Source organism: Fibrella musci (genome assembly GCF_041321105.1).
Classification (GTDB): Bacteria; Bacteroidota; Bacteroidia; order Cytophagales; family Spirosomataceae; genus Fibrella; species Fibrella musci.
On sequence record NZ_JBGGWD010000007.1, the window covers coordinates 354046 to 377082 of the forward strand.

Consider the following 23037-nt stretch of genomic DNA (forward strand, 5'->3'; position numbering starts at 1 on the left):
AGTTGCCTAAAAGCCCAATAGTCAACTTATCCCGAAACAGCTTATAGGTGCATCGGCCCAGCGCATCATACTGGCACTGCACGGTGTAGCTATCAGGCCGCTTGATGCTAATGAGCTGACCGGCGCTGTCCCAGCGGTAGTGCCAAGCCCCTTGCCGGTTGGGCAGTTGCTTCTCGATGAGGTTACCCTTCCCATCGTAGCAATAACGCGTGTAATAACTGCCTATTCATCGTATTTTATTAACAACAATCGTTACTGCTTATTCAGTCAATTTCTCTAAGATCTGTTGATATTGGTCCTTCCTCCGCCCCATCCATGTAAAATGAGAGTAATGTTTTGTCGAATAAGCAAAGGCTACGATAGTCTTGAGAACGGTCATACCCATAGAATGTAGCGCCTATAGCCGGGTATATCCAAACGCCCTCTGCATACATAGGCCTATCAATCTGATTAAGTAAATCTAACGTATTGTCAGATTGAAGGATATTCATCTGCTGTCCGTTGATGTACAGGGTTAGATTTAAATCAGGAGTCAGTTCGCTTATTTCACCTGTATCATAGTTATTCTTCGCTGTAAAGAATTCTATCTCAGAAAGCTTACCATTCTCGAAATTCAAAAAAATATCATTACCAAGATTCACTTGAGATGGGCCGAACGTTTCAATATTGCTCTTCTCAATCAGAGGAAACAGTGAACTTACTTCTTCGCGATTCATTCCAAATACCAGTGGCAGGGCGCCTTTATAAGGCTCAATGACAAAATCCATAGGACCGTTTGTTAGTTGTGATATATTATTATATTCTTTGTTATCCTCGGCAAAGTTTCCTGGCAAGCTGATTTCGCTCGGCTCCTGTTATTAGATTCTGGTTATGTGCATAATCAAGCATTTCACGAACATGAGTATTATAAGTATTACCATATCGGCGGCGAATTTCTCGAATATCCATCTCCATTGCCTTACCAAATTTATTTCTTGCGATCAAGTCTGCTTGCTGATGTCGCCACCTGCGAGCTGCCCTTGAGCTCCCTGTACTGGTCATACGTCTATGGTCGGGAGTGTCCATGTGGTGTAGAGCCATGAGTTGGCGTATTTGGCAGATTAGGATTTATCTGCTTTGCTCTCTCTATCGAGTTCCAAGCCGGCACGTGATTGGTTTCACCTCCTACGTTCGCTTTTCTTGTCCAGAAGTATTATCCCCCACCTTGCAGTCCCAGTTCATCAATTTCTACGTTGATGTCGCCTACATATCCATACAAGGTAGATTTGTCTCCCATCAATCTGATCGGATCCTGAGAGATGTACATCCCCTCCTGGGGGCATAGTAGCGGAATCGGTTATAGTACACCCTGCCTCTACATCCTCGTACTGCCCCTGATACCGAAACGGGCATAGACTGGCCTTACCGGTGCCTTGCCGGATACGCCCATAGCTGTCCAACTGCGCCCCCCACACCACACCGCCCCCCTCATCGACCAGCTCCAGGGGCGTACCCAGGTGGTCAGTTACCAAGCTATAACGTACTTGGGGCGTCAGCCGCGCCAGCGGGGCGAAGCTGTCGGCCTCGAACAGCCAAGTGATCAGCTCATCGGCACTGCCGTGATATCTAAACTACCAATTGTTATACAGGTTAGCTAAAGTCAATCAATAACCTAGTTCACTAAGTGGTACTGTACCAGATATAATCTGAAAATACTTTTTATAATCCAATGGTAAATCTCTACCAAAAAGTAGATCTTTATACGGATCGACATTTTCACCAAATTGACTACATAAATACAATCGCTCGTTAAACTCTGGGTATATAGATATATTTCGTAACTCATGCGATTCTATAGATTCCACATCGTCAAGGCTAATTGTCTTCATTACTATTTTTTCCTCCTGAAACCCTGGCTTGTTAGCATCATACTCGATCAGAGAAGCACCATGTTCTCCAAACAAGATCAACTCTATCTGGTTTGCTGTTCCAGGCCAGATGACAACACTCCTGCTACTCATATCTTCTTTAATCCAACGAGTTGGCAATTTAAAATCTTTCAGTGGGTCAATATGTTTTTGTTCGTTGATAGTAGATTTTTTTAAAAACTGCCTAGTAACAGGATGGCTAAATAAAACGTATTTACTATCAAGGCGTATTTTTACCCACTTATCATCTTTACTAAACAATTTAAAGATGATTAGGTATGGCTCAATACCCATCTGAGCGAGAACATAATTCTCTCCACGAGTACGGATACTAATTACTTTACCTTCTTTCCAAATAATGCGTGTCATCAATACAGGTGTTATAATTATGGACATCCATTGATGCCTAAATGTTTATTCTTAGCGTTGAGATAATTATTTCGATTCACATTGTTGGGACCAACCGGATTTTGCTTATTAGCAACACGGCTTCGTCCATACTTTGCCACATCTTCTTCGAAATAATGCTGTTCTAATCCGCGAGCTGTTCTTTTACCATTAATGCCCTTTCCATGATAGACTGGCGTAGGTGCGACACCACCAAATGCGTCAAAATTACCACTGTATCTTCGACTAACAATTTGTTCGGCGGTTAGATTTAGAGTACTTGGTGCACTAGCATAGCCTGTATAAGGCTTTCCATTTTTTATACCTCTGTAAGTTACATGATCATAACCGGCACCAGTGCTAAGTCCGTAGGGATCAATGAACTGATTGGAATCTGAAGCGTAGGCGTAGAGATTAGCTTCTCCACTAGCTAACCCGATAGGATCCTGCGAAATGTACATTCCCTCCTGGGGCGAGTAGTATCTGAAGCGATTGTAATACAGCCCCGTCTCTGCATCCTCGTACTGCCCCTGATACCGAAACGGGCATAGACTGGCCTTGCCTGTGCCTTGCCGTACCCGCCCGTAGCTGTCCAACTGCGCCCCCCACACCACACTGCCCCCCTCATCGACCAGCTCCAGAGGCGTACCCAGGTGGTCAGTTACCACGCTATAACGTACTTGGGGCGTCAGCCGCGCCAGCGGGGCGAAGCTGCCATCCTCAAACAGCCACGTAATCAGTTCATCGGGGCTGGTGGGCTGGCCATCGAGGGTGTAGTGGCTCCACTCGTGCAGCGGCACGTCGCCGTCCCATACCCAGCGGGTGAGCTTGCCCCGAAACAACTTGTGGGTCCGTCGACCCAAGGCGTCATACTGGCATTGCACCGTGTAGCCATCGGGCCGCTTGATGCTAATGAGCTGACCGGCACTGTCCCAGCGGTAGTGCCAGCTCCCCTGCCGGTTGGGCAGTTGCTTCTCGATGAGGTTACCCTCCCCGTCATAGCGGTAGCGCGTGCCGTCAGCACCAGCCAGCAGCCGCCCACCCGCTCCGTAGTGACGGTCCTGCTGGCTGGTGGTGCCAAACAGGTTGCCCACCGCGTCGGCCTGCCGGATGTCGTGGCCGCCATCGGCATAGCGGGCCTGAGTGAGGTAGCCCTGATCGTTGTAGCCGAAGGTGGTGGCTCCCAGCAGGGAGTCCTCGATGCGGGCCAGTTGGTCGAAGCCCTGCCAGTGGTAGCGGCGCTGGCGTTGAACGCCACCCCGGCCCAGCGTGATGCCCTGCTCGGTGGGCCGGCCCAGTGCATCGTACTGCCAGCGCAGAGAAGTGCCACTGAGCTGCCGGTGTACTTCCAGCCCCCGGCTGTCGTAGGAAAAGCCAACCTGCCAGGGCGGGGCCTGCTGACCCGCCCGACTGCTCAACTGCCTGATTTGCCCCAGCGCATCGTAGTCAACGTGTAGGTCGGCACCCAGCGAGGAGGTCAGGTGGGTACGTTGGCCCAGCGCGTCGTAGATACTTTCGATACGCTCGCCATCCTGCACTTCAGCCACCACCCGGCCCAGCGCATCGCGTTCGAGCACCACGCGGCTGTTGCCGGTGCGGGCTTCCAGCAGGGCACCCATACCGTCGTAGCGGTAGGTCTGCACCAGGCCCGGTGAGTCGGGTCCCTCTTCATAGCGCACACCCGTCACCCGCCCCACGCCATCGTAGGCGTAGGCGGTGGTGCGGCCATCGGGGCGACGTACCTGCGCCACCCGCCCCGCCGCGTCGCGTTGGTAATGGCGGGTAAGCCCATCGAAGCCAATTTCTTCGACTACCTGCCCGACCCGATCCAGCACAAAACGGTACTGCTCGCCTTTCTCATTGCGTAGCCCCGTAAGCCGTTCATCAAGGTCATAGCTGAAGTCAATACGCGTGCCGCCCTGCTGACGTGATGCCAACTGGCTCAGTCCCACATACGTAAAACTGACGGCCTGCCCCCCACCCGTGGCCTGTACCACATTGCCCATGCTGTCGTAGGCCATCGTCTGGCGGCTTCCATCAGGCTCAACCACTGTGATCAACTGCCCTAGCCGGTCGTAGGTACGTTGCTGCTGATAGCCCGCCTCGTCGGTGAGGATAACCAGTCGCCCCAGCGCATCGTAGGTACGTGAGCGAATGGTTTGGTCAGGGGCTATAATGTGCGTGAGGTTGCTCTGGGCGTCGTAGCGTAGGTGCGTGGTCTGGCCCAGCGCATTGGTCAGGCTGGTAAGCCGCCCCTGCCCGTCGTACTGGTAACGGGTAGCATGGCTCATGGGGTCGGTGCGCGCCGACAAATTGCCCGCTTCATCGTACAGGTACGTATAGCTACCACCGCGGGCATTGGTCGACGCCAGCAGCCGTTCGCCGGTTTCGGGATCATACTGCCAGGCTTCGGTGGCGCCGTCGGCATGTTGCAACGCAGTCAGGTTCCCCCACCGGTCATAATCGTAGGTGGTGGCGTTACCGGCCCCGTCGCGTTCAACTTCCAGTTCATCGAATCCGTTATAAAGCCACTGCTTGTGCCGCCCCAGCGGGTCGACTTCGTCGGTGACAAGACCTCGGTAGTGCGTAAACGTCGTTTTACCATCACGAGTGGTCAGGATGGTTGTTTCTTCATCGGGATAACTAAGCCAGCCCTCATGCAGGCCACCGTCGCCCCAGCTGTGAATACAACGGGCGAGATGATCAGGGCCGTCATATTCCCAATAGAACGATAAGCCACTGGGGCTCGTTTTCTTGACCATCAGGTGCCCCTTATAGTGCATCACCGATTGGTACCCCTCAGCATTGGTGTAGGTCGCCATGTTGCCTTCCGCATCGTAGCTGTAGGCCATCAGCAGCATACGCTCCGAGGGCTGCTCGGGGTCGGGTCCGTATAGGGCCGTAATGCGACCACGGGCGTCGGTGTCGAGGGTAAGTTCTCGCCCTGCCGAATCGAGAATCCGGGCCAGATGGCCCGCCACCGTGTAACTGAACTGGATGGCCTGCCCCGTCCGGTTTTCAATACGCTGCAACGGCTGCATGGGGCCGTCGGGGCGGGGTACGTCGAACACATACCAGACGCGCTCGTCGTGGTGCCAGACCCGCCACGGCTGTTGGGCCTCTGCGGGCCGGTAGAGGCTCAGGCGGTTACTGCGGTCGAAAACGGGTTCGCCGGCCAGTACGGGCGGGGCAAAGTCAGTCTGGCGACCATCGGCCATCCGTAGCACAGCCACATCGCTTTCACTTTCCAGGCGCAGCGCCAGATCGTACCGATGGTGCCAGCCATACCCCATAGGTCCGTTGTAATCGGAGCGCGAATACCAGGTACGTTGCCACTCAAACGGGATTGGCCCCGGCAAAGACACGTCGGTAAGCATAGACAGCATCGTGCCCGACCCCATATCAACGGGTTCCAATCGAAGCGCACACTTGACGGGCTGCGGTAATTTATCCAACGCCTGCCGCCCTGCCCGCCCCACTGCCTTCGCGCCATCGGTTACGGCTCCCAACACTCTGGGGGCTACTTTACTTGCGACACGACTTGCCCCGCTTGCCAACCGGCTCAGCTTAGCGGCATCACCTAGTTTATCGGCCATTTCCATACCCCGCACGGCCGCGGCGCCCAATCGACCTGCCCGCGCTGCCTGCGCTGCGCCGCCTGTAGCGGCTGTAGCGGCGATTTCAAACCCTACCTGCCCCACCACATTGCCCCAATCCCGAGGCGACGCATTGGCAATGCTGTGGCCGAGATTTTGCCAGTTTTCGCCTTTACTGGCCCAGTCAATGGCAGCACCGCCCGCCTGCCAGGCTGCCTTGGCCGTGCTTACCGTTGTCCCCACAGGGTCGGTAGCCATGCGACCGGCAAATTTGGCGAGCCCCCATACACCTTCCACCAACCCCACCGCTCCTTTTACGAAGCCTTCAGCCACCCCCATCTGGAAGTTCAGGTAACTGCCTAGAGGGCCTAGATTTTCTTCATTCCATTTTTCAATATTACCCGTGATATCGTTGTATTGCTGCCCCAGTTTGTCCCAGAAGCCAAGTTCTTCGTTCTCGTCCGTCCCTCCGGCAGGCATGATGAACGACAGGCTGATTTTGCCACCGATCGTGCACTGAATGGTTGAATCTTCCTGCAACAGACGCCCTCCGTCGCGCTGCACGTTGTTCTTTACCGACATCCACATTAATGGAGCAGGCACACATACCACTTTAGTGATGGAGCAGAGCCCCATCGGCCTGATATTGACCGCCGTAATCTTATCGTTCTCGTTGGCAAGTAGCTTGCCATAGAGTTGCGAACTCGTCGGCAGTACCCCCAGCGTACTAAAGCCTGCTCCTTTGTCGCAGGTCGTGAAGGTGCCGTCGGGGACGTATTTCTTCTCAGACATGGTTTAAGATTTGGCGGGATAGATAGCCGCTTCGGCAGGACCAACCTGGGTGATCACCTTGCTCATGGCTACATGCTCGTAAATGCAGGTTACGAAGCGGCCCGCGTGAAGCAGGTTATGTTGCCTGTCGAATTCAAATGTCAGTATGTACTGAATAGCGGGGGTGGGATCGATGTCAACAACGCCCGTTAACGTTTGTAACCATCGCCGTGCCTCGTCAAACGGAAACTGTTTTTCATCGAGTTCTCCCGTCAACATCAGGTCGAGAGCTACGTCGGGATAGTGGGGCTTTCGGCGAACGATAGTAGTCTTCAGAGGCATTACCAGCGAGCCCGTCAAGGGTGTGATAAAGGCTGGTGGCCCAGCCACTGGCTGATTATACGTATAGGTGCGATCGTAGATGGCAGGAAGCAACAACTCCAGTTCAGGTGCCTGACTAATGGTGCGGATCAGATGATCAGGATCGGCAAAAACGCGCCCTATCGCTTCCAGATGGGCAGGTGAAAAGTCCTTGTCGGCTGGGTGCTGTTTTTGCCAGCTGGCCCGAATCGTCTTGTAACGGTCCAGAAGTTCAGGCTGATTTTCAATCGAATCGATTCGCCCACTGGGCCAAAGTGTTAGCGAGAGCGTATGACGGAGCTGTGCCAAGGCAGCATCCATCCGGTTTTCACCTTCATTATTTGTTTGCCGGTACGACAGGCTACGCAGTTCAACCCGACTACTTTCAGGCCGAACGAGCTGTAATCTGGCTTCGCTTACGTTGTGATAAGACAAATCCCCTACATACCTTTCCGTGTCGGTCCTGATCAGATACGTACGCGGAATCGTTTGTGTTGGCAACTGAAGCGCTTCAGCTGTTGATGTTGGCCCAGACATGATAAAGGGGGTTATACAAAAGGCCAGTCAACCAATATCACTTGTGCAATCAGATGTGGCTTATAGCTATCATTATATACAAATAGCTTAAATACTACTTATCCTTATTCAGATGCAGATTGTATATATAGTTCGCCCGCCAAGGTGTACATATCCTGACGGGCGAACCAAGTACGGTCTAATACGCTTATGCTTTGTCCGACCAGTTATTGTCGTGCTCAGCGCCAGCAAAGGTGATCTTCTCGGCTGAGATCGTCAGCGTGAACGTGGCAGCCGGACGGTCAGTCGTTTCCTGAGCGGGCTTCTTGTCGAAACGCTCAGCATACTTGATGCAACGGCCTTTGCTAAACTCAACGGTCTTCAGCGTAGCCTGATCCTGATCGACAAACCGAATGGTGCCGTCTTTTTCCAGGTACGAGTTAGCCAGCCAGTTGGCCAGCTCGGTGTCTTCAGCCGACGAAGCCAACTCTACGTGGATTACGCCGCCCTGCGTTACTGATGAGGGACGACCTTTCATATCAATCGAACGCGACAACTCGTAAGAGAGGTGCACGACTTCTACTTCGCCACCACCGGCGGTAAAGTATGCGGCAACTGCTGATGCAGCCATAGTTGTAAATTGGTTTGGTTGAAACTTGATTTATGATTCGGATACTACTATTCGTGCTAATTAATTTTCACCATTGTTCCTTTCACGTTCACGGTGCTGCCTTTCACATCGGTAGTTGTCCCGTTTATTTCGGTGTTACTACCTGATTTCAAGCTTGCATTCTGACTAGCCTGCATCTGAATATTTTTTGCCTGCAACTCAATATTTTCTTTTGCATGCATTTTAATATTCTTTGCTCTCACTTCAATTTCACCATTCTCAGCATAGATCTGAATTTTACCATCGCCTTTAAACGAGACGTGTAAACCCACATTTTTATTATTGGCATTGGTGATAAAAAATTCCTGTTCACCAGGTTTATCTTTCATCACAATTTTATTCCCCCCTTTTGTGCGAATAATTTTCTGCTCATTGTTGGGAAACCAATAATTTGTACTCGGGCTTTTATGGTAAATGCTACCAACAACCATTGGAAAATCAACGTGATTAGCCTCATAGCTGATTACCACCTGATCGTCTACTTCCGGAATGAATAACGAGCCACGATCACTCCCTGTGTATGGAAATGCCACCCGGATCCAGCTTGATTTAGCCACCAGCTGATTCGGCCAGTGAAACTCAACTTTTACACGACCTAACTGCAGCGGATCATTGTTGAATTTAACCGTGGCAATTTCCGGTAAAGCCGTCGGTGTGTGCACATACGGATTACGCGGCGGCGCTTCGGCTGAGTAGGGTACTGCCTCGAAATCATTGGCGTAATTACCCACCTCATCCACCGTGTGCGTGATGTGATTGATTCGGTATTTACCGCCGCTTTCCTGCTTAAATACGTTGGGTTTTTCTAATTTCTGCGCCGTTACGTTTACCACAACGCCTACCCCCAAATTCGGGTTTTCGCCATGCCCGTTGAACCGTACCATGTCGGTGGCGTTGGTTTTATTCATCGCATCAACGGCCGAGTCAACGTCACCCTTCGATTGGGCGTCGCGCAGGGGCCATAACAACGACGAATTCCCGAATAACGACGACGATGTCTGATACGCAAACGTACCGAACGTACCCAGCGCGCTCAGCGGCTTGCTTTTGCCACTGTAGCGTTCGTGCTTTTTGTAGTTATAGTGCATCATCTCGATCTGATTGGGCTTCACCCCTACCGACATCGAAAAATGCTGCACACCGTCGGCCACGAACGGCTCTTCTTTCAGGGGTGTCTCACCGACAATCAACTTACTACCTGTGTAGTAGCACCATTCGCCGTATTCCTGACAAACTCGCCGCAGGAAATCCCAGTTGCTTTCGTCGTATTGCGTTTTATAGTCAATCTTATCCTTGAAGTTGACGTTGACGCCTTTATTGAATGAATAAGCCCCCAATACATCGTTGACGATCGTGCTTAGGTCTTTCTCCACCCATGCCCGGCGTTGTACGCCGTCTTCCATCAAAAACGTCGGACTATGCCCTTTGATGAGGAAACTGTTGGTCATGTCGCTATTGTTAATCAGCGTCAGTTCCGTAACAATACCCGCAAACTGAAAATCAGCCGAGACGTTTTTATAGATTGGCTTGAACTTGATGGACGCTGGTTTGCCAACCATCGAGCTGTGCGACTTCTTAAAGAAGAAGTCATTCTTACTCTCCAGTACCTCAAAGGGTACGGCAATCTGAAACGTATGATGCGTGAAAAGCGACTGGTCGATTTGCAAATGGGTGAAATGCTCCAGTGTTGTACCCCCAATTACAATCTCTGGTTTAACCTGTTGAGCCATAAGCGTTTTCGATTGGCCTGAACATTACGAACCCGTCTCTGATGCAGCCACGAGTAGCGCGTGTTTTTGACTAGTAACGATGACCTGCCGATAGGTTAGGCCCAGCAAACTAAACTATGGTAAGTGGTGACTGCCGCTGATCTGTAGCGCTCGCTATATGACCGATTTTGCAATCTAAATTTACTAAGAGCGCCATACACACCCGTCATTTGAGTTAGTTAACGGCACGTATTCCTAGAGAAAGGTGGCGCAAAAAGAACTGGGCAAAAGCATAGCAGGCGTATACCGGATACGCTACCTGCTTTTGCCCAAAAAAGGATTCGTTACCGCACTTCGGCTTTGAAATCGTTACGACGACCCGTTTCTTCGTTGCGGCCCCGTTCGCCGGTCAGGTTGATAATGAACGTTTTGGCGGGGAAGAACGGCGTGATGTTCAGGTCCACAATAATTCGATCGGGTTGGATCGGGTCTTGCCGGAATTTAGGCGGATCAAATTTGTCGATGATCTTGCCCGGGCCTTTAATGCGGTCAAGGAAGGCCACAATCTCGTCGGTCAGTTGCTTTTCCACCTTGCCGCTCCAGTTTTCCATGGCGCGCTTGTTGAGGAAGTTCATCATGACCTTCATCAGCCAGTCGAAAACCCGCACAACCGAATAGGTTTTCAGGCCTACGTTGTTACCGGCGAAAAGCGTTTTACCCGAGAACGGGATGATCCGGGCAAACTCTTTGGTCATGGGCACCAGCCCAAGCCCTTCCAGTTCGCCTACCTCAGTTTTGAGCAGATCCATCCGAACCCCGTCGACTTCTTCGAGGGCACCAAACTGCAAACCAGCCGATACCTGCGAAATCAGGTTCTGGTGCATCTTGCCTGCCAAGGCCGTTGAGGGATCGATATACAGGTCATCCTCCTCTTCGAATTCATCATATTTTCCACGCCCAACCAGGTGGTTTACGGTCATGATGACGTTGGCAAACCGGGGTACGTCCTGCGAGAGCCGCTCACGCTGAAATTCCTTGATCGTGTCTTTTAGATCGCCCATGTTCCGGTAGTCGGTGATGAGCATAAGCTTATGGTCAGAGGCAATCTTGGCCCAGGCATCGACTACGGTTTTTTTACCCAGATAGCCTGGAATCACCATGAGCGAATAGCTTTCCTGCAAATCGAAGCGGTTATAGACCTGATGCACTTCGTTGCGGATAAAGTCGATCATGTCGTTGTTGTACACGTTGGCCGGGTCGAGTTGGCTCAGGCCGGCGTTGACGAATACGACATTCCGAACTTTAAACCCGCTCTGATGTGAGTTGGCAAAGTACAACGCCAGCCCGCGATAGGTCGCCTCGAGCTCGCGGCTGTTCTCGATGACTTCTTTGATATTCTGCTTATAAAGCGCTTCGGTCGTGTCGAACTTCTGCTGCGTCGTTTCAGCCATATCGGCTACGCTGGCACCTTCGGTCGACAGGATTTCTTTCCAGAGTTCAAGGCGCTTTTTCAGAGCTTGCCGGTCGCGCCGCCGATCATTCTCTTTCAGAAAGATCTCGCGTTTGGCGCGGCGTTCCGGGTTCAGGCTATCGGCGCCCTCGATCGTGGTTTCGAGCAGTTTGAAACCGCCGAATTTGAGCTGTTGTAGCTCGGCAATATTTTGCGTAAACGTCCGTGAGGTTGCGGCCTCGCGTTCGGCAGCCTGTTGAGCCGCCGGTTGGTTTGTGCGCTGTTCAGCCATGTTGTTGGGGGAGAGAAGCAGGTTGGATTGATCGTTTCGGATTAGTCGGCCTGATCAATTTCGTCGATCATCTGCTGCATCATCGCCAGCATAGTGCTCTTTGCCTGTGGGTTTTGCAGCGCATACTGCAACATCCGATTCGACCGTAACTGGTGATTAATCCGTTGCAGATCGTTCATCTGGTTGGTCAGTTCCTGCAAATACAGGCTTTGGTCTACGATGCCCTCCGGCGTAAAATCGCCCAGTCGAGAAAATTTGAAGGTTTCTGCCATCTGCTGCCCGTCGCCGTCTTCCAGCATCACGGTCACTTCCGGCTTAAAGTGCTCCATAACATCCTCGACCGACTCCAGTTCGGGAACGGCCTCGGGCTGCATGGGTAACTCATCAGTGAACTTGGCGACGTACAACGTCTTGTTCATACTGATGGGCGACAGGCTAGGCGGAATCTCGCGCAGGCCGGGCCAGGCGCCGGGCATTGTATTATCAAAATTGAACATAGTTAGGTGCTTGTCGTCTGGTTAACCAATTTGTTTAGTTTTTCTAAGTTCGCGACTGACTCCGACACAAGCAACCCCTTCATTGCCAGATTCTACTTTTTGACCGAACGGAGGAACCTGTCCTTAGCGAAAGGGCGCAATATGGGCTTCTAACGGAATACAGCGACATATTTAGTATATTAAATTGGGGCGAAAGGGATCAACTTATTTAGCGGTATCGCCACGATCAGGGCCAATTGTCTTAACCCACTGCTCGTGTTTGCAGGCCGGACAAGGCAACGACTGATCGAGACCCGGCTGCCTGATTAGCGTGTGTCCGCAGTTCGCGCAGGCATACAGACCCGTTGTTTCAACCAGGCGAATTTGTTCATTGAGCAAATGTGGTAACACGGGCAAACCGGGACGTACCTGATCGTCGGCGTACGGATAGACACTCAGCGAGCCGTTCGGTTCCAGTATAGCCAGCCGCACTTGTCCAAGGTGTTCCAGCCCAGCCTGCCGCAGATCGACAAACAGTTCATCCTGACCGAGATCTTCATCATCAAAATTTTGGGTCAGTATGCAACCGTCCTGAATAACGTAAACGGGCTTGCCTTCCAGCCGCTCACGGACGGCCTTGTTGCGATCGCTGAGGCGTGTGATGAACTTATAGGCGCTCATCATTACGACAAAAACCACGATGGCGGCTCCCAGTGGCACATCATGGTAGAACATGGGATCGCCCGCAGCTGAGCCTAGCCCAATTAGCAGTACCAACTCATAGACAGACAGTTGTCGCACCTCGCGCTTGCCCGACACCGTGAGGGCCGTCAGCAAAATCACGAACATAATCAACGTGCGCAGGGCAACCTCTCCCAGGTACGTTATCGGGAACTGGTCGATAAACATCCGTTCCAGATCGAACGGCACAACGGGATCTTGCATGGTAGTAAGCTGGGCGAGAAAACAGGTATGATCTATAAACGATCATTTGTCGCCAGTGGCTTACTTTTTATGCGATAAGCTCACACAGCCCCCCGTATAAAGGCTTCCAGCGCGTTGAGGTGATCGGCAAAGGCTTGCTTGCCTGCTTCGGTAGCCAGATACGTTGTATTGGGCTTGCGGCCCACAAACTGCTTCTGCACCAACACGTACCCCTGCTCTTCCAGGGCGCGCAGATGGGTGGCCAAGTTACCGTCGGTGAGGCCCAGTAGTTCTTTCAACTCGTTGAAGCTGACCGCGTCGTTGACCATCAGCACCGACATGATGCTAAGGCGTGCCTTACTTTCGAAGGCTTTATTAAATCGGGCCAGCAGATCGTTCGTCATGCGGTCGTACGCCCTGCCGTGGGCCGGTCATATTTGTACCACATAAGCGTTCCGTACACAATGTGTAGCACGCCGAAGCCAATCGTCCACATCAGCAGGCCGTAGCCCGTCAGAAAGAGGGCGATCAGACCAAGACCCATCTGGCACAAACCCAGGTATTCCAGATCGCGGTAGGTATACCGGCTGGCGTTCAGGAGCGTCAGGCCGTAGAACGTCAGCATGGTGGGGCACACCAGCCAGATCAGCCGGTGGTAGACGAGGCCCAGGCAAAACAGCCCGCCCACGCCCAGCGGCACCAGCAGCGCCCACAACAGTCGCCGCGAGGCGGCCGTCCAGACGGTTTGTCCCTGCCGACGGGCTTTGCGCGAGGTGAAATACCAGGCCGCCAGCAGCGACCCAATCAGCACGACCAGCGCGTCGATAGCCAGAAATTCGAACAAATCCCGGTAACTCAGAATGGCGCGGCCGTTCTGCGCGTACTGTTCCGACTCGAAAACCGTCAGCCAGTTAGTACGCAGCCGCAGGTAGGCCACAATACCGCCGACCAGGGCAATCAGTCCCGCCGATGCCCCCGACAGGCCACTGAGCGACAAAAACTTCGTCGACCGCTCCATCAGCCCCCGTATTTCGGTCAGCGTTTCTAAATGTTCGCGCGATTCTGTCATGGGAGTAGGAAAGCGATAAAAGGTCTTAGGCAATACGTCGGTAGATTTCGGTCAATTCGTGTATAGGAGAGCCAGTTTTGGCGCGAAGATAAACAAGGCAACCCCGACCGCCATGATGGCAACGAGTAGAACCGCCCCAGACGCTAAATCTTTGGTGGCCCGAATCAGCGGATCGTGTTCCGTCGTGACGCGATCCGCCAGTTTTTCGATGGCGGTGTTGAACCCTTCAGCTGCCCACACCAATCCAATCTGCATGGTGAGCAACGCCCACTCAACATTGGTCAGGCCCAGCCATAGCCCAAGCCCGATGGCTACCCCCGCTGCCAGCAAATGAACTTTGGCGTTGTTTTCGTACCGAAACAAATCGACAATGCCTTGACCGGCATACCGAAAGCTCCGCCACACTTTACGAACGTCGAGCATTGGCATACATATAAAAGGCGACGTAGATGACCATCAGCCCGAGGCCGTAGGTCAGCGATACTTTCTGCGCCAGTGAATCGTGGAGCGAGGCCCACAGGCTTCGGGTTAGCAGCAGCGGATTGGTGGCCAGATCCCAGCTGTTCCAGCGGATAAACCGACCCAGGTAGATGCCAAAGCCCGCCAGCGCCTGACAGCCCAGCATCGCCCCCCATACCAGCAGTGGTTGCAAAAGTAGCCGATCTGTGATTCCCAGCAGCGCCCGGTGCGCCAGCAAGGTACTGTATAAACCGGCCAACAGCCCCGATAGCGCCCCCAGAAACATCATCAGTGTGTCGAAATACACCAATTCGCCCCCGACCTGACGCAAATGAAACAAATCGGTGATGATGTAGGGGGCATTGGGCATAAACAGCAGCCAGAAGGCCAAGAAGCCCAGCGTGACGCGTTTGGCTAACGTACCCCGCTTCAAAAAGCCCGACTCGAGCAGATCGCGGTGTACAAGCATGATGCCCAGCGGAAACCAGGCTAAAAACAGATTCCAGGTCAGGCAGACGAAGAACCACCAATTGTGGCTGATAAAACCACGGGCCGAGGCCATAACCAAGCAGGCTCCCGTCAGCAAGGCGAGTGCCCGAAGGCCCTCTCCCTGTGACGACGAAACGGTGGGATACTGCTGTGTTCCAAAAAACTTCTCTGGATACAACATTGTGCTGAAAGTACTTTGTGATTCAAAGTAAACAAGTGAAACTCATTCGTACAACTGTTTGACAAAAACTTTTTCTACCGGAGCGGCAACGTACCCAGCCGGGTGGCGATCAGCCGATGGGTGGGCGCAGGTAATAACGGGCCATCAGGCTTAGGTGCCGCCAACCATCACGCAGGGGGCGCAGATGAGGAGAGCGCGATCGGCCGTCGGGCCGTAGCGAAACCGGCACTTCCACCATGCGGGCTTTGTGAAGCGCGGCCTTCACGATCAGTTCGCTGGTAAACTCCATGCCGGGCTCAGCCAGTTGCCACCGCAACGCGGCCTGCCGGTTGACCCCGCGCAATCCACAATGAAAATCGCCCAGCGTCACGTTGAACAGTACCCGCCCGATAATGGACAGGATCGGATTACCCAGATAGCGCTCCAGCGCTGACATAGCCCGCTTCTGAATACCCCCCAGAAACCGATTGCCCATCACCAGATCATTGCCCAGCCGAAGCTGATCGAGCAATCGGGGCATGTCGTTGACATCATACGATCCATCGGCATCGACCGAGATCACGTAGCGACCACGCGCCGCCCGAATCCCTCCGATTAGCGCATTGCCGTAGCCCCGTTGCTTAACTTTTACTACACGCGCACCGCCTGCCTCAGCAATCTGCCCCGAACCGTCTGTACTGCCATTATCCACCACGACAATTTCAATATCTAAATCGTGGCAGTCGGCCACTTTCCAGATATCATCCAGGCATGTCGCCAGCGTTTCAGCTTCGTTCAGGCACGGCACCACGACCGACAGCTCGTAAAGCCCAGCATTGGAGCGGAGTGCAACATTCTGCGGCGAAGAAACCTGGGATGAATAAACACGCATAATCGTTGGGTTACTAGCAAGCGAACATTCCTAAGACAGGAGTTGGCAAGTAATGTCACGCAGCCGGTGTATCGGGCGAGCCGGGACAATGTCAGCCAAAGGCCTGCAAAATTCATCGCCAGTCCTCGGCATGCTCTGCCAGAACTACGCTAAACTTACCGCTCTGCGCTGTTGTCTTTCCAATCTGAATAGTACCTGTATAAGTAAAGCATACTTGCTTCTTCTACCGTACTTTTGTGGTCTATGCGGGAATCCTTAGCGCAGATCGGCACACTCATTGAGAAAGAATTTCGCCTCGAATGGCGGCAGCGGTATGCGCTCAACGGCATGTTGCTGTATATCGTCGGGGCCGTATTCATCTGCTATTTAAGTTTCAATGCCAAACGGGGTGAATTATCGCCGATCGTCTGGAACACGCTCTTCTGGTTGATTCAGTTGTTTACGGCGATCAACGCCATTGCCAAAACGTTTGTGCAGGAACGAGCCGGGCGCCAGCTCTACTACCACACCCTGGCCAGTCCGCAGCAAATCATCGTCGCCAAAATTGTGTACAACACCGGGCTAATGCTGGTGCTGGCGCTGTTGGGGTACAGTGTGTATTCCTTTGTGCTGGGCAGTCCCGTGGAAGACCACCTGTTGTATGTGGGTAGCCTGCTGCTGGGAGCTATCGGCTTTGCCGCCTCGCTGACACTGGTGGCGGGCATCGCATCTAAAGCCGAAAACGCAGCCACGCTGATGGCTATTCTGAGTTTTCCCGTGATTTTACCGCTTTTACTTTTGCTGTTAAACGTGTCGAAGAATGCGATGGATGGCCTCGACCGCTCCGTTAGTTTCGATGAACTGCGGACGATTCTGGCCATCGACGCCATTGTGCTGGCACTTTCTTACCTCCTCTTCCCGTTTTTGTGGAAGAGTTAAACACTACGTTTAACGTTCAAGGTCTAATGGCCAACGTAGCTATAGTCAACAAGAACCATCTTTGAACATTGGACCTTGGCCATTGAACATTATTTCTATGAAACAAAACTGGTGGAAGGGCCTGGCGGTCCTGATTCTGACATACACGCTTTTCTGGGGATTGATAGGCCCGACGCCCCGTCAACCGGTTCTGAACGAGAGCATTCGGAACGTTTATTTCCACGTGCCGCTCTGGTTTGGCATGATCACGCTCATGATGGCCTCGTTGTTTTTTGCGGTTCGGTTTCTTCAGAAAAACCAGATGGACGACGACCTGCTTTCGGTGGAATTTGCCAACACAGCCATCGTCTTCGGGCTACTAGGGTGCGCTACCGGCTCAATGTGGGCCAACTTTACTTGGGGTGACCCCTGGCCCAACGATCCCAAGCTAAACGGTGTGGCGGTCAGCATGCTGCTTTACATGGCGTATCTGGTGCTGCGCGGAGCCTTCGACGACGAACAGCGTCGGGCCCGCATCTCGGCGGTATACAATATTCTGGCGTTCTGCGTCTTCATTCCGCTGATTTTCATTCTACCCCGCCAGACTGATTCACTACATCCCGGCAACGGCGGCAACCCCGCTTTTGGCAAGTACGACATGGATAATCAGATGCGGATGGTCTTTTACCCGGCCATTATTGGCTTCACGCTGCTGGGCGTCTGGATCACCCAACTCCGGGTACGTTACCGCCGCCTGCGGGTAATCATGGAAGAGGTTTAAATCTATCAGTCGAGAGGAATAAAACGGGCCGTATCTTTGTTGGAAAATAAGGGTACGGCCCATTCTTTTTTCGTCTCAGGCACGAGGCATTCGTCAGTGGTGGCGGATTCAAATGTGCCAACGACACCGACCAATGACTCGTTTATCAATACTTCGTTTTCTTCCGCTGCTGACCCTCTTGCTGGGTAGCCAGTCGGTTATGGCCCAACAGCCGGTCGAGATGGCCGATCAACTCCGGGCCGATGGCAAAATATGGGTTGTCGTGGCCGTCATCGCCATCGTGTTTGTGGGTATCGTGATCTACCTGGTTCGGCTCGACAGCAAAATCGGCAAGCTGGAGCGTGAAGTAAACGATCAGAAACGTCCATCAACCAATCGGTCGGCTGCCTCGGCCGATCGGTCTACTATTTGAGTTCATTCATTCTACCGTATACTATGAAACTCTCTCACATCGTCGGCATCGTAGTTATCGCCATCGCTATCGGCATCGTGGTTACCTCCTACGGTGACGCCAGTACCTACGTTACGTTCGGGAAAGCCATTGAACTGGCGCAGGATGGCGACGCCGATCAGGTACACGTGGTTGGTAAACTCAAAAAAGACGCTAGTGGCAAAGCCGAAGGCATGAGCTACCAGCCTCAGGTCGACCCCAACCACTTTGAGTTTACGCTGGTCGATAACGAAAACCGCGTGCAGAAGTGTGTTTACCACAGCCCTAAACCCGCCGACTTTGATCGTTCGGAGCAGGTGGTGGTGATTGGTGCCATGCAGGGCGATCATTTTCAGGCGCAGAAGATTCTGCTCAAATGCCCGTCGAAGTACCAGGAAGGTAAGCTGGAAACAACCGAGCACGAAGCAAAAACAGCGAAGCTATAATCATACTATAGTTCAACGTTCATTGTTCGAGACTGCATTTCAGTAAACCGCCCCGGACCTTAAACATTGGACGTTGAACAATTTCTGATTTATGGATTTATCCGTAGGGAATCTGGGCCATTTGTTTGTGATCGTGTCGTTTGTAACGGCATTGGTGGCCACGTTTGCATATCTGAAAACAACGTTGGCTGCCGATACGCCTGCGGAAGAAGCACACTGGAAACAGCTGGCCCGATCGGCTTTTTATGTGCACGGTGCCGCCATCGTGGGTGTGGTCGCCAGCTTGTTTTACATCATCTACAACCATCGCTTTGAGTACCAGTATGCCTGGAGCCACTCGTCGCTGGCGTTGCCGGTGCACTTCATGATCTCCTGCTTCTGGGAGGGTCAGGAAGGGAGTTTCCTGCTGTGGCTTTTCTGGAACGCGGCCATTGGTATTGTACTGACGCGCACCGCCGGTAGCCGCTGGGAAGGCCCCATGCTGACCGTGTTTGCACTGGTGCAGGCGTTTCTGGCGTCGATGATTCTGGGCGTCGTGTTTGGCGATTTGAAAATTGGCTCGTCGCCTTTCCTGTTGTTGAAAGAAGCCATGCCCGACGCGCCGGTCTTCACCATGGACCCCATGTTCGTGCCTGAAGACGGTAAAGGCCTGAACCCCCTCTTGCAGAACTACTGGATGGTGATTCACCCGCCAACCCTGTTTTTGGGTTTCGGGTTGGCCCTGGTGCCTTTTGCTTATTGCATAGCGGGTTTGTGGCGTAACCAACCCCTGGGCTGGGTACGTCCCTCGCTGCCCTGGATGCTCGTTGGGTCCGTCGTTTTGGGCGTCGGGATTCTGATGGGTGGTTACTGGGCTTACGAAACTCTCAACTTTGGCGGTTACTGGAACTGGGACCCCGTCGAGAACGCCGTCTATGTTCCCTGGCTGATCATGGTGGCGGGCATGCACACCATGTTGATTGCCAAGAAGAGCAGCACCGGCCTGAAAACCGCGATCATCCTTACGATTACGCAGTTCCTGCTCATCATTTATTCAACCTTCCTGGCCCGGTCGGGTATTCTGGGTAACGCTTCGGTGCACTCGTTTACTGACTTGGGACTATCGGGACAATTGCTGGTTTACCTGCTGGTTTTTGTTGGGCTTTCGATTGCGCTGGTAGTGGCCAAATGGCACCTCGTTCCGGCCGATGAGCAAGAGGTTTCGGTCTACACGAAAGAGTTCTGGCTGTTTTTGGGCGCTGTCGTGCTGTGTCTGGCGGGTTTTCAGGTGCTGTCGACCACATCAATTCCGGTTTATAACAAAGTCGCTGAGTTGTTTGGCAAAGCCTCTAATCTGGCTCTGCCGGCCGATCAGGTCGCGCACTACAACAAGTTTCAGATCTGGTTTTTCAGTGTGATCGCTGTCCTGACGGGCGTGGGCCAGTACGTGTGGTGGCGCAAGGCCGAGAAAGGCAGCATGAACAACCTCATGAACCCGCTGATTCTGACCCTGCTGGTATCGGCCGCGATGATCGTGCTGGGTGGCGTGAAAAACCCTGTCTACATGGTGCTGCTCACCACCGCGCTCTTTGCCGTTATGGCCAACGGGTCGATTCTGCTGGGTATTATCCGGGGTAACTACCGGCTGTCGGGCGGGGCCGTTTCCCACATTGGCGTAGCCCTCATGCTCATTGGAATTCTGTTCTCGTCGGGCTACTCGAAAGTGGTATCGCTCAATAACAGCGGCCTGATGATCTCGCGCAATGAAGAGTTTACCAAAAACGACAACCGCGAGAACAAAGAGAATGTACTGCTGTGGCTCAATCAGTCGGAGCGGATGGGCGACTACCAAATCACATATCGTGGTCAGCGTATGGAAGTGCGCGATATGCCTGGGTACGTTCCCCGCAAGGCGATCGAGGTTATCGAAGGCGATTTTCACGGCGTTGCCAAGCAGGATCTGACCCTCAATGGCAAAACCTACCACGCCAAGGGCGATACGGTAGCCCTTTACCCCGAAAACACATATTACGAAATCGAATACCGCGATCCGAACGGTAAGGTATTCTCGCTGTATCCCCGTGCGCAGGTAAACGAACGGATGGGCTTGCTCGCCTCACCCGACATCAAGCGCAAGGTGGGTCGTGACCTGTACACGTTTGTCTCGTCAGTACCCGACCCGAACGCCGAAAATCAGTGGGCGAAGACCGAGACGTATGCCGTGGCGATGAAAGACACGTTTTTCCTGAACGATTACGTAGCGATTCTGGACAACGTCATGCGGACCAATGAAGTCGAAGGTGTGACGCTCGGCCCCGGCGATGCAGCGGTGAAAGCTCAGGTACGTATCCTCGACAAAGATCGCGAGGTGCTGATGCAGCCCGCCTTTATCATCCGGGAAGGCATGGTGGCGCACCCGGCCGAAACCAGTGATGAACTGGGTGTTAGGCTCTCACTGAACAGCATCGATCCCCAAACCGGTAAGTTCACATTTGCAGCCAACCGCACCCAACGCGATTATGTGGTCATGAAAGCGTCGGAGAAGCCACTCATCAATCTGCTTTGGATCGGTACGATGGTGCTGGTGGTCGGCTTTACGATGGCGTCGGTTCGGCGTTACCGTGAAAACCGGATAATGATAGAACGAGACGAGAAGGACACGCAAAAGAGCAAACGCAACACCGAAGCTCCTGTTTCGGTTGTTAAGTAAGCGACTCATTTATAGCCATGCCGGGGTTATAACCTGGGCAGTACCTGTATGAAACTTCGCGACTCCCTGCTGCTTTTTGCGTTCGTTGGTGCTTTGCTAATTTGGCTGCTCGAGGTCATGCGCGTGGGCTTCTCGGGTAGTTACGACCTATTGCTTTTTGCCCTTATTTTCCTGTTTGCCTTCCAGTATTTCCGGCAGCGCGACCGACAGGCGAATAAAGACGTATCGCCTACCATCCGACAAATGGCAGACGACCGCAAGAAGGCGGGCACCATTAAAAAGACAAAGCCGCAACCCGGCAAGAAATAAGAATAAAAAACGATGCTGACGCGCAAACCCTTGTGCGTCAGCATCGTTTTTAGGCCAATACCCTATGGAATATTCGCTTCTGATTGGTGCGTTACTGGCGCTGGTGGCCACAGGTTTCTTTGCCGCCGTCGAGACAGCGTATACGTCTGTCAACCGGCTTTATTTTGACCTGCATAGCAAGCAGGGCCCACTGAGTGAAAAACTCGTGTCGGGTTTCCTGAAAAACCCTATTCTGTTCATTGGTACCACTCTTACGGGTAACACCCTGTTTCTGGTGCTGTATGCTGTGTTGGGTGTAACGACATTGAACCCTGTGCTCGAAGCGGCCCTGCCCGATAACCTCGACAGCCCCGTGGCCCTGCTGGCCCTCGAAACGCTGATTCTGACGCTCATTTTTCTACCCTTTGCCGACTACGTACCCAAAAGCCTCGCGCTGATTCACCCCGATGCCTTTCTGGAAAAACTGGCGGTTCCGCTGTGGGTGATCTATAAAGGCATTGCGCCCATTGTGCAGGTGCTAGTGGGTATGGCGCGGCTGTTTAACCGGTACGTCCTCCGGCATGACATCGACGAACTGCGCCCTGTGTTTGGTCTTACCGATCTGAACAATTACCTGCAACAACTCAACCAACGGCCAAACGCAACCCACCCGCATGAAACTGAGCAGGAAGTGGAAGTTGATGCCCGCATTTTCAATAATGCGATCGAGTTTCGCGACGTTCGGGTACGTGATTGTCTGGTACCGCGCACCGAAATTGCCGCCGTCGCCGCCGACGACACCGTAGATAATCTCAGACTGGCGTTTCAGGAGAGTGGTCATTCCAAAATTCTGGTGTACCGCGACAACATCGACGATGTCATTGGCTATTGCCACGTGCTGGGTCTGTTTGGCAACCCGCATTCGATCGAAGCCGTGCTGTCGCCCATTCTGATGGTGCCCGAGACGATGGCCGCGCGTGACCTACTGGTGCGGTTTCTGAACGAGCGAAAAAGCCTCGCGCTGGTCGTCGATGAGTTTGGCGGTACGGCCGGCCTGATTACCGTCGAAGACATTGTCGAGCAGATTTTCGGCGAAATTCAGGACGAATACGATGTCAACGAAGACTGGGCCGAACAGCAGATCGACGAACGTACCTATCGCCTCTCGGCCCGCCACGAAATCGACGACCTGAACGACAAGTACGGCTGGTCACTACCCGAGGGGGATTATGACACGCTGGGCGGGCTCATCTTATCGATCAATGAAGATATTCCCAAGGCTGGTGATGTGTTTGAAGTAGCGCCTTATACGCTGGTTGTCGAATCCGTGCAGGGTACCCGCATCAACACGGTGCGCGTGACGGTAAACAAAGAGTAGT

General features: G+C 53.0%; 22 protein-coding genes. 7 read left to right on the forward strand and 15 right to left on the reverse strand.

The window, feature by feature from the left end; all coding sequences use genetic code 11:
* Window positions 1–263 precede the first annotated feature (263 nt).
* The 15 genes from ACAW74_RS23495 to ACAW74_RS23565 all read right to left on the reverse strand — a co-directional run bounded on the left by ACAW74_RS23495 (window position 264) and on the right by ACAW74_RS23565 (window position 16127).
* Window positions 264–767 carry a hypothetical protein gene (locus ACAW74_RS23495; RefSeq protein ID WP_370700692.1) on the reverse strand — a complete coding sequence of 168 codons (504 nt, stop codon included), beginning with the start codon at window positions 765–767 and terminating at the stop codon, window positions 264–266.
* A 453-nt stretch (window positions 768–1220) separates the two neighbouring features.
* Entirely contained in the window at window positions 1221–1511 is a 291-nt protein-coding gene (locus ACAW74_RS23500) for an RHS repeat domain-containing protein (protein WP_370700693.1), read from the reverse strand.
* Between the two features lie 132 nt (window positions 1512–1643).
* On the reverse strand, window positions 1644–2276 hold the full coding sequence (locus ACAW74_RS23505) for a DUF8309 domain-containing protein (protein WP_370700694.1): 633 nt from the start codon (window positions 2274–2276) through the stop codon (window positions 1644–1646).
* 17 nt (window positions 2277–2293) lie between these two features.
* Window positions 2294–6682 carry a DUF6531 domain-containing protein gene (locus ACAW74_RS23510; protein ID WP_370700695.1) on the reverse strand — a complete coding sequence of 1463 codons (4389 nt, stop codon included), beginning with the start codon at window positions 6680–6682 and terminating at the stop codon, window positions 2294–2296.
* Window positions 6683–6685: 3 nt separating this feature from the next.
* Window positions 6686–7558, reverse strand: coding sequence for a hypothetical protein (locus tag ACAW74_RS23515; protein WP_370700696.1), 873 nt, complete (start codon window positions 7556–7558; stop codon window positions 6686–6688).
* A gap of 187 nt (window positions 7559–7745) precedes the next feature.
* Window positions 7746–8168, reverse strand: a complete 423-nt coding sequence (tssD, locus tag ACAW74_RS23520; RefSeq protein ID WP_370700697.1) for a type VI secretion system tube protein TssD — start codon at window positions 8166–8168, stop codon at window positions 7746–7748.
* A 56-nt stretch (window positions 8169–8224) separates the two neighbouring features.
* A complete protein-coding gene (locus tag ACAW74_RS23525) occupies window positions 8225–9937 on the reverse strand; it encodes a type VI secretion system Vgr family protein (RefSeq protein WP_370700698.1) in 1713 nt (570 codons plus the stop codon).
* 323 nt (window positions 9938–10260) lie between these two features.
* Window positions 10261–11658, reverse strand: coding sequence for a type VI secretion system contractile sheath protein TssC (locus ACAW74_RS23530; protein ID WP_370700699.1), 1398 nt, complete (start codon window positions 11656–11658; stop codon window positions 10261–10263).
* 41 nt (window positions 11659–11699) lie between these two features.
* Window positions 11700–12155 carry a type VI secretion system contractile sheath small subunit gene (locus ACAW74_RS23535; RefSeq protein WP_370700700.1) on the reverse strand — a complete coding sequence of 152 codons (456 nt, stop codon included), beginning with the start codon at window positions 12153–12155 and terminating at the stop codon, window positions 11700–11702.
* A 204-nt stretch (window positions 12156–12359) separates the two neighbouring features.
* Window positions 12360–13079 (reverse strand): DUF421 domain-containing protein, encoded by a 720-nt coding sequence (locus ACAW74_RS23540; RefSeq protein ID WP_370700701.1) that lies wholly within the window; start codon window positions 13077–13079, stop codon window positions 12360–12362.
* An 80-nt stretch (window positions 13080–13159) separates the two neighbouring features.
* Window positions 13160–13462, reverse strand: a complete 303-nt coding sequence (locus ACAW74_RS23545; protein WP_015331003.1) for a winged helix-turn-helix domain-containing protein — start codon at window positions 13460–13462, stop codon at window positions 13160–13162.
* Window positions 13459–14127 carry a hypothetical protein gene (locus ACAW74_RS23550; RefSeq protein ID WP_370700702.1) on the reverse strand — a complete coding sequence of 223 codons (669 nt, stop codon included), beginning with the start codon at window positions 14125–14127 and terminating at the stop codon, window positions 13459–13461. Before ACAW74_RS23550 ends, ACAW74_RS23545 begins: the two co-directional genes overlap by 4 nt.
* Before the next feature lie 51 nt (window positions 14128–14178).
* Complete coding sequence (locus tag ACAW74_RS23555; RefSeq protein WP_370700703.1) at window positions 14179–14550, reverse strand: diacylglycerol kinase family protein; 372 nt, start codon at window positions 14548–14550, stop codon at window positions 14179–14181.
* A complete protein-coding gene (locus ACAW74_RS23560; protein WP_370700705.1) occupies window positions 14534–15256 on the reverse strand; it encodes a DUF1361 domain-containing protein in 723 nt (240 codons plus the stop codon). The genes ACAW74_RS23555 and ACAW74_RS23560 overlap by 17 nt, the downstream gene beginning before the upstream one ends.
* A gap of 109 nt (window positions 15257–15365) precedes the next feature.
* A complete protein-coding gene (locus tag ACAW74_RS23565) occupies window positions 15366–16127 on the reverse strand; it encodes a glycosyltransferase family 2 protein (protein ID WP_370700706.1) in 762 nt (253 codons plus the stop codon).
* Window positions 16128–16370: 243 nt separating this feature from the next.
* On the opposite strand from ACAW74_RS23565, the gene ACAW74_RS23570 reads away from it, so the two are divergent.
* From ACAW74_RS23570 to ACAW74_RS23600, 7 genes are all read left to right on the forward strand, one after another.
* Entirely contained in the window at window positions 16371–17045 is a 675-nt protein-coding gene (locus tag ACAW74_RS23570; RefSeq protein WP_370700707.1) for a heme exporter protein CcmB, read from the forward strand.
* A 97-nt stretch (window positions 17046–17142) separates the two neighbouring features.
* Complete coding sequence (gene ccsA / locus ACAW74_RS23575; protein ID WP_370700708.1) at window positions 17143–17805, forward strand: cytochrome c biogenesis protein CcsA; 663 nt, start codon at window positions 17143–17145, stop codon at window positions 17803–17805.
* A gap of 133 nt (window positions 17806–17938) precedes the next feature.
* Complete coding sequence (locus ACAW74_RS23580) at window positions 17939–18217, forward strand: CcmD family protein (RefSeq protein ID WP_370700709.1); 279 nt, start codon at window positions 17939–17941, stop codon at window positions 18215–18217.
* A 23-nt stretch (window positions 18218–18240) separates the two neighbouring features.
* On the forward strand, window positions 18241–18681 hold the full coding sequence (locus ACAW74_RS23585; RefSeq protein WP_370700710.1) for a cytochrome c maturation protein CcmE domain-containing protein: 441 nt from the start codon (window positions 18241–18243) through the stop codon (window positions 18679–18681).
* A 91-nt stretch (window positions 18682–18772) separates the two neighbouring features.
* Complete coding sequence (ccsA, locus tag ACAW74_RS23590) at window positions 18773–21370, forward strand: cytochrome c biogenesis protein CcsA (protein WP_370700711.1); 2598 nt, start codon at window positions 18773–18775, stop codon at window positions 21368–21370.
* Between the two features lie 48 nt (window positions 21371–21418).
* A complete protein-coding gene (locus tag ACAW74_RS23595; protein WP_370700712.1) occupies window positions 21419–21679 on the forward strand; it encodes a hypothetical protein in 261 nt (86 codons plus the stop codon).
* A 64-nt stretch (window positions 21680–21743) separates the two neighbouring features.
* Window positions 21744–23036: a hemolysin family protein gene (locus ACAW74_RS23600; protein WP_370700713.1), complete on the forward strand. Its 1293-nt coding sequence runs from the start codon at window positions 21744–21746 to the stop codon at window positions 23034–23036.
* Window position 23037: the final 1 nt, after the last annotated feature.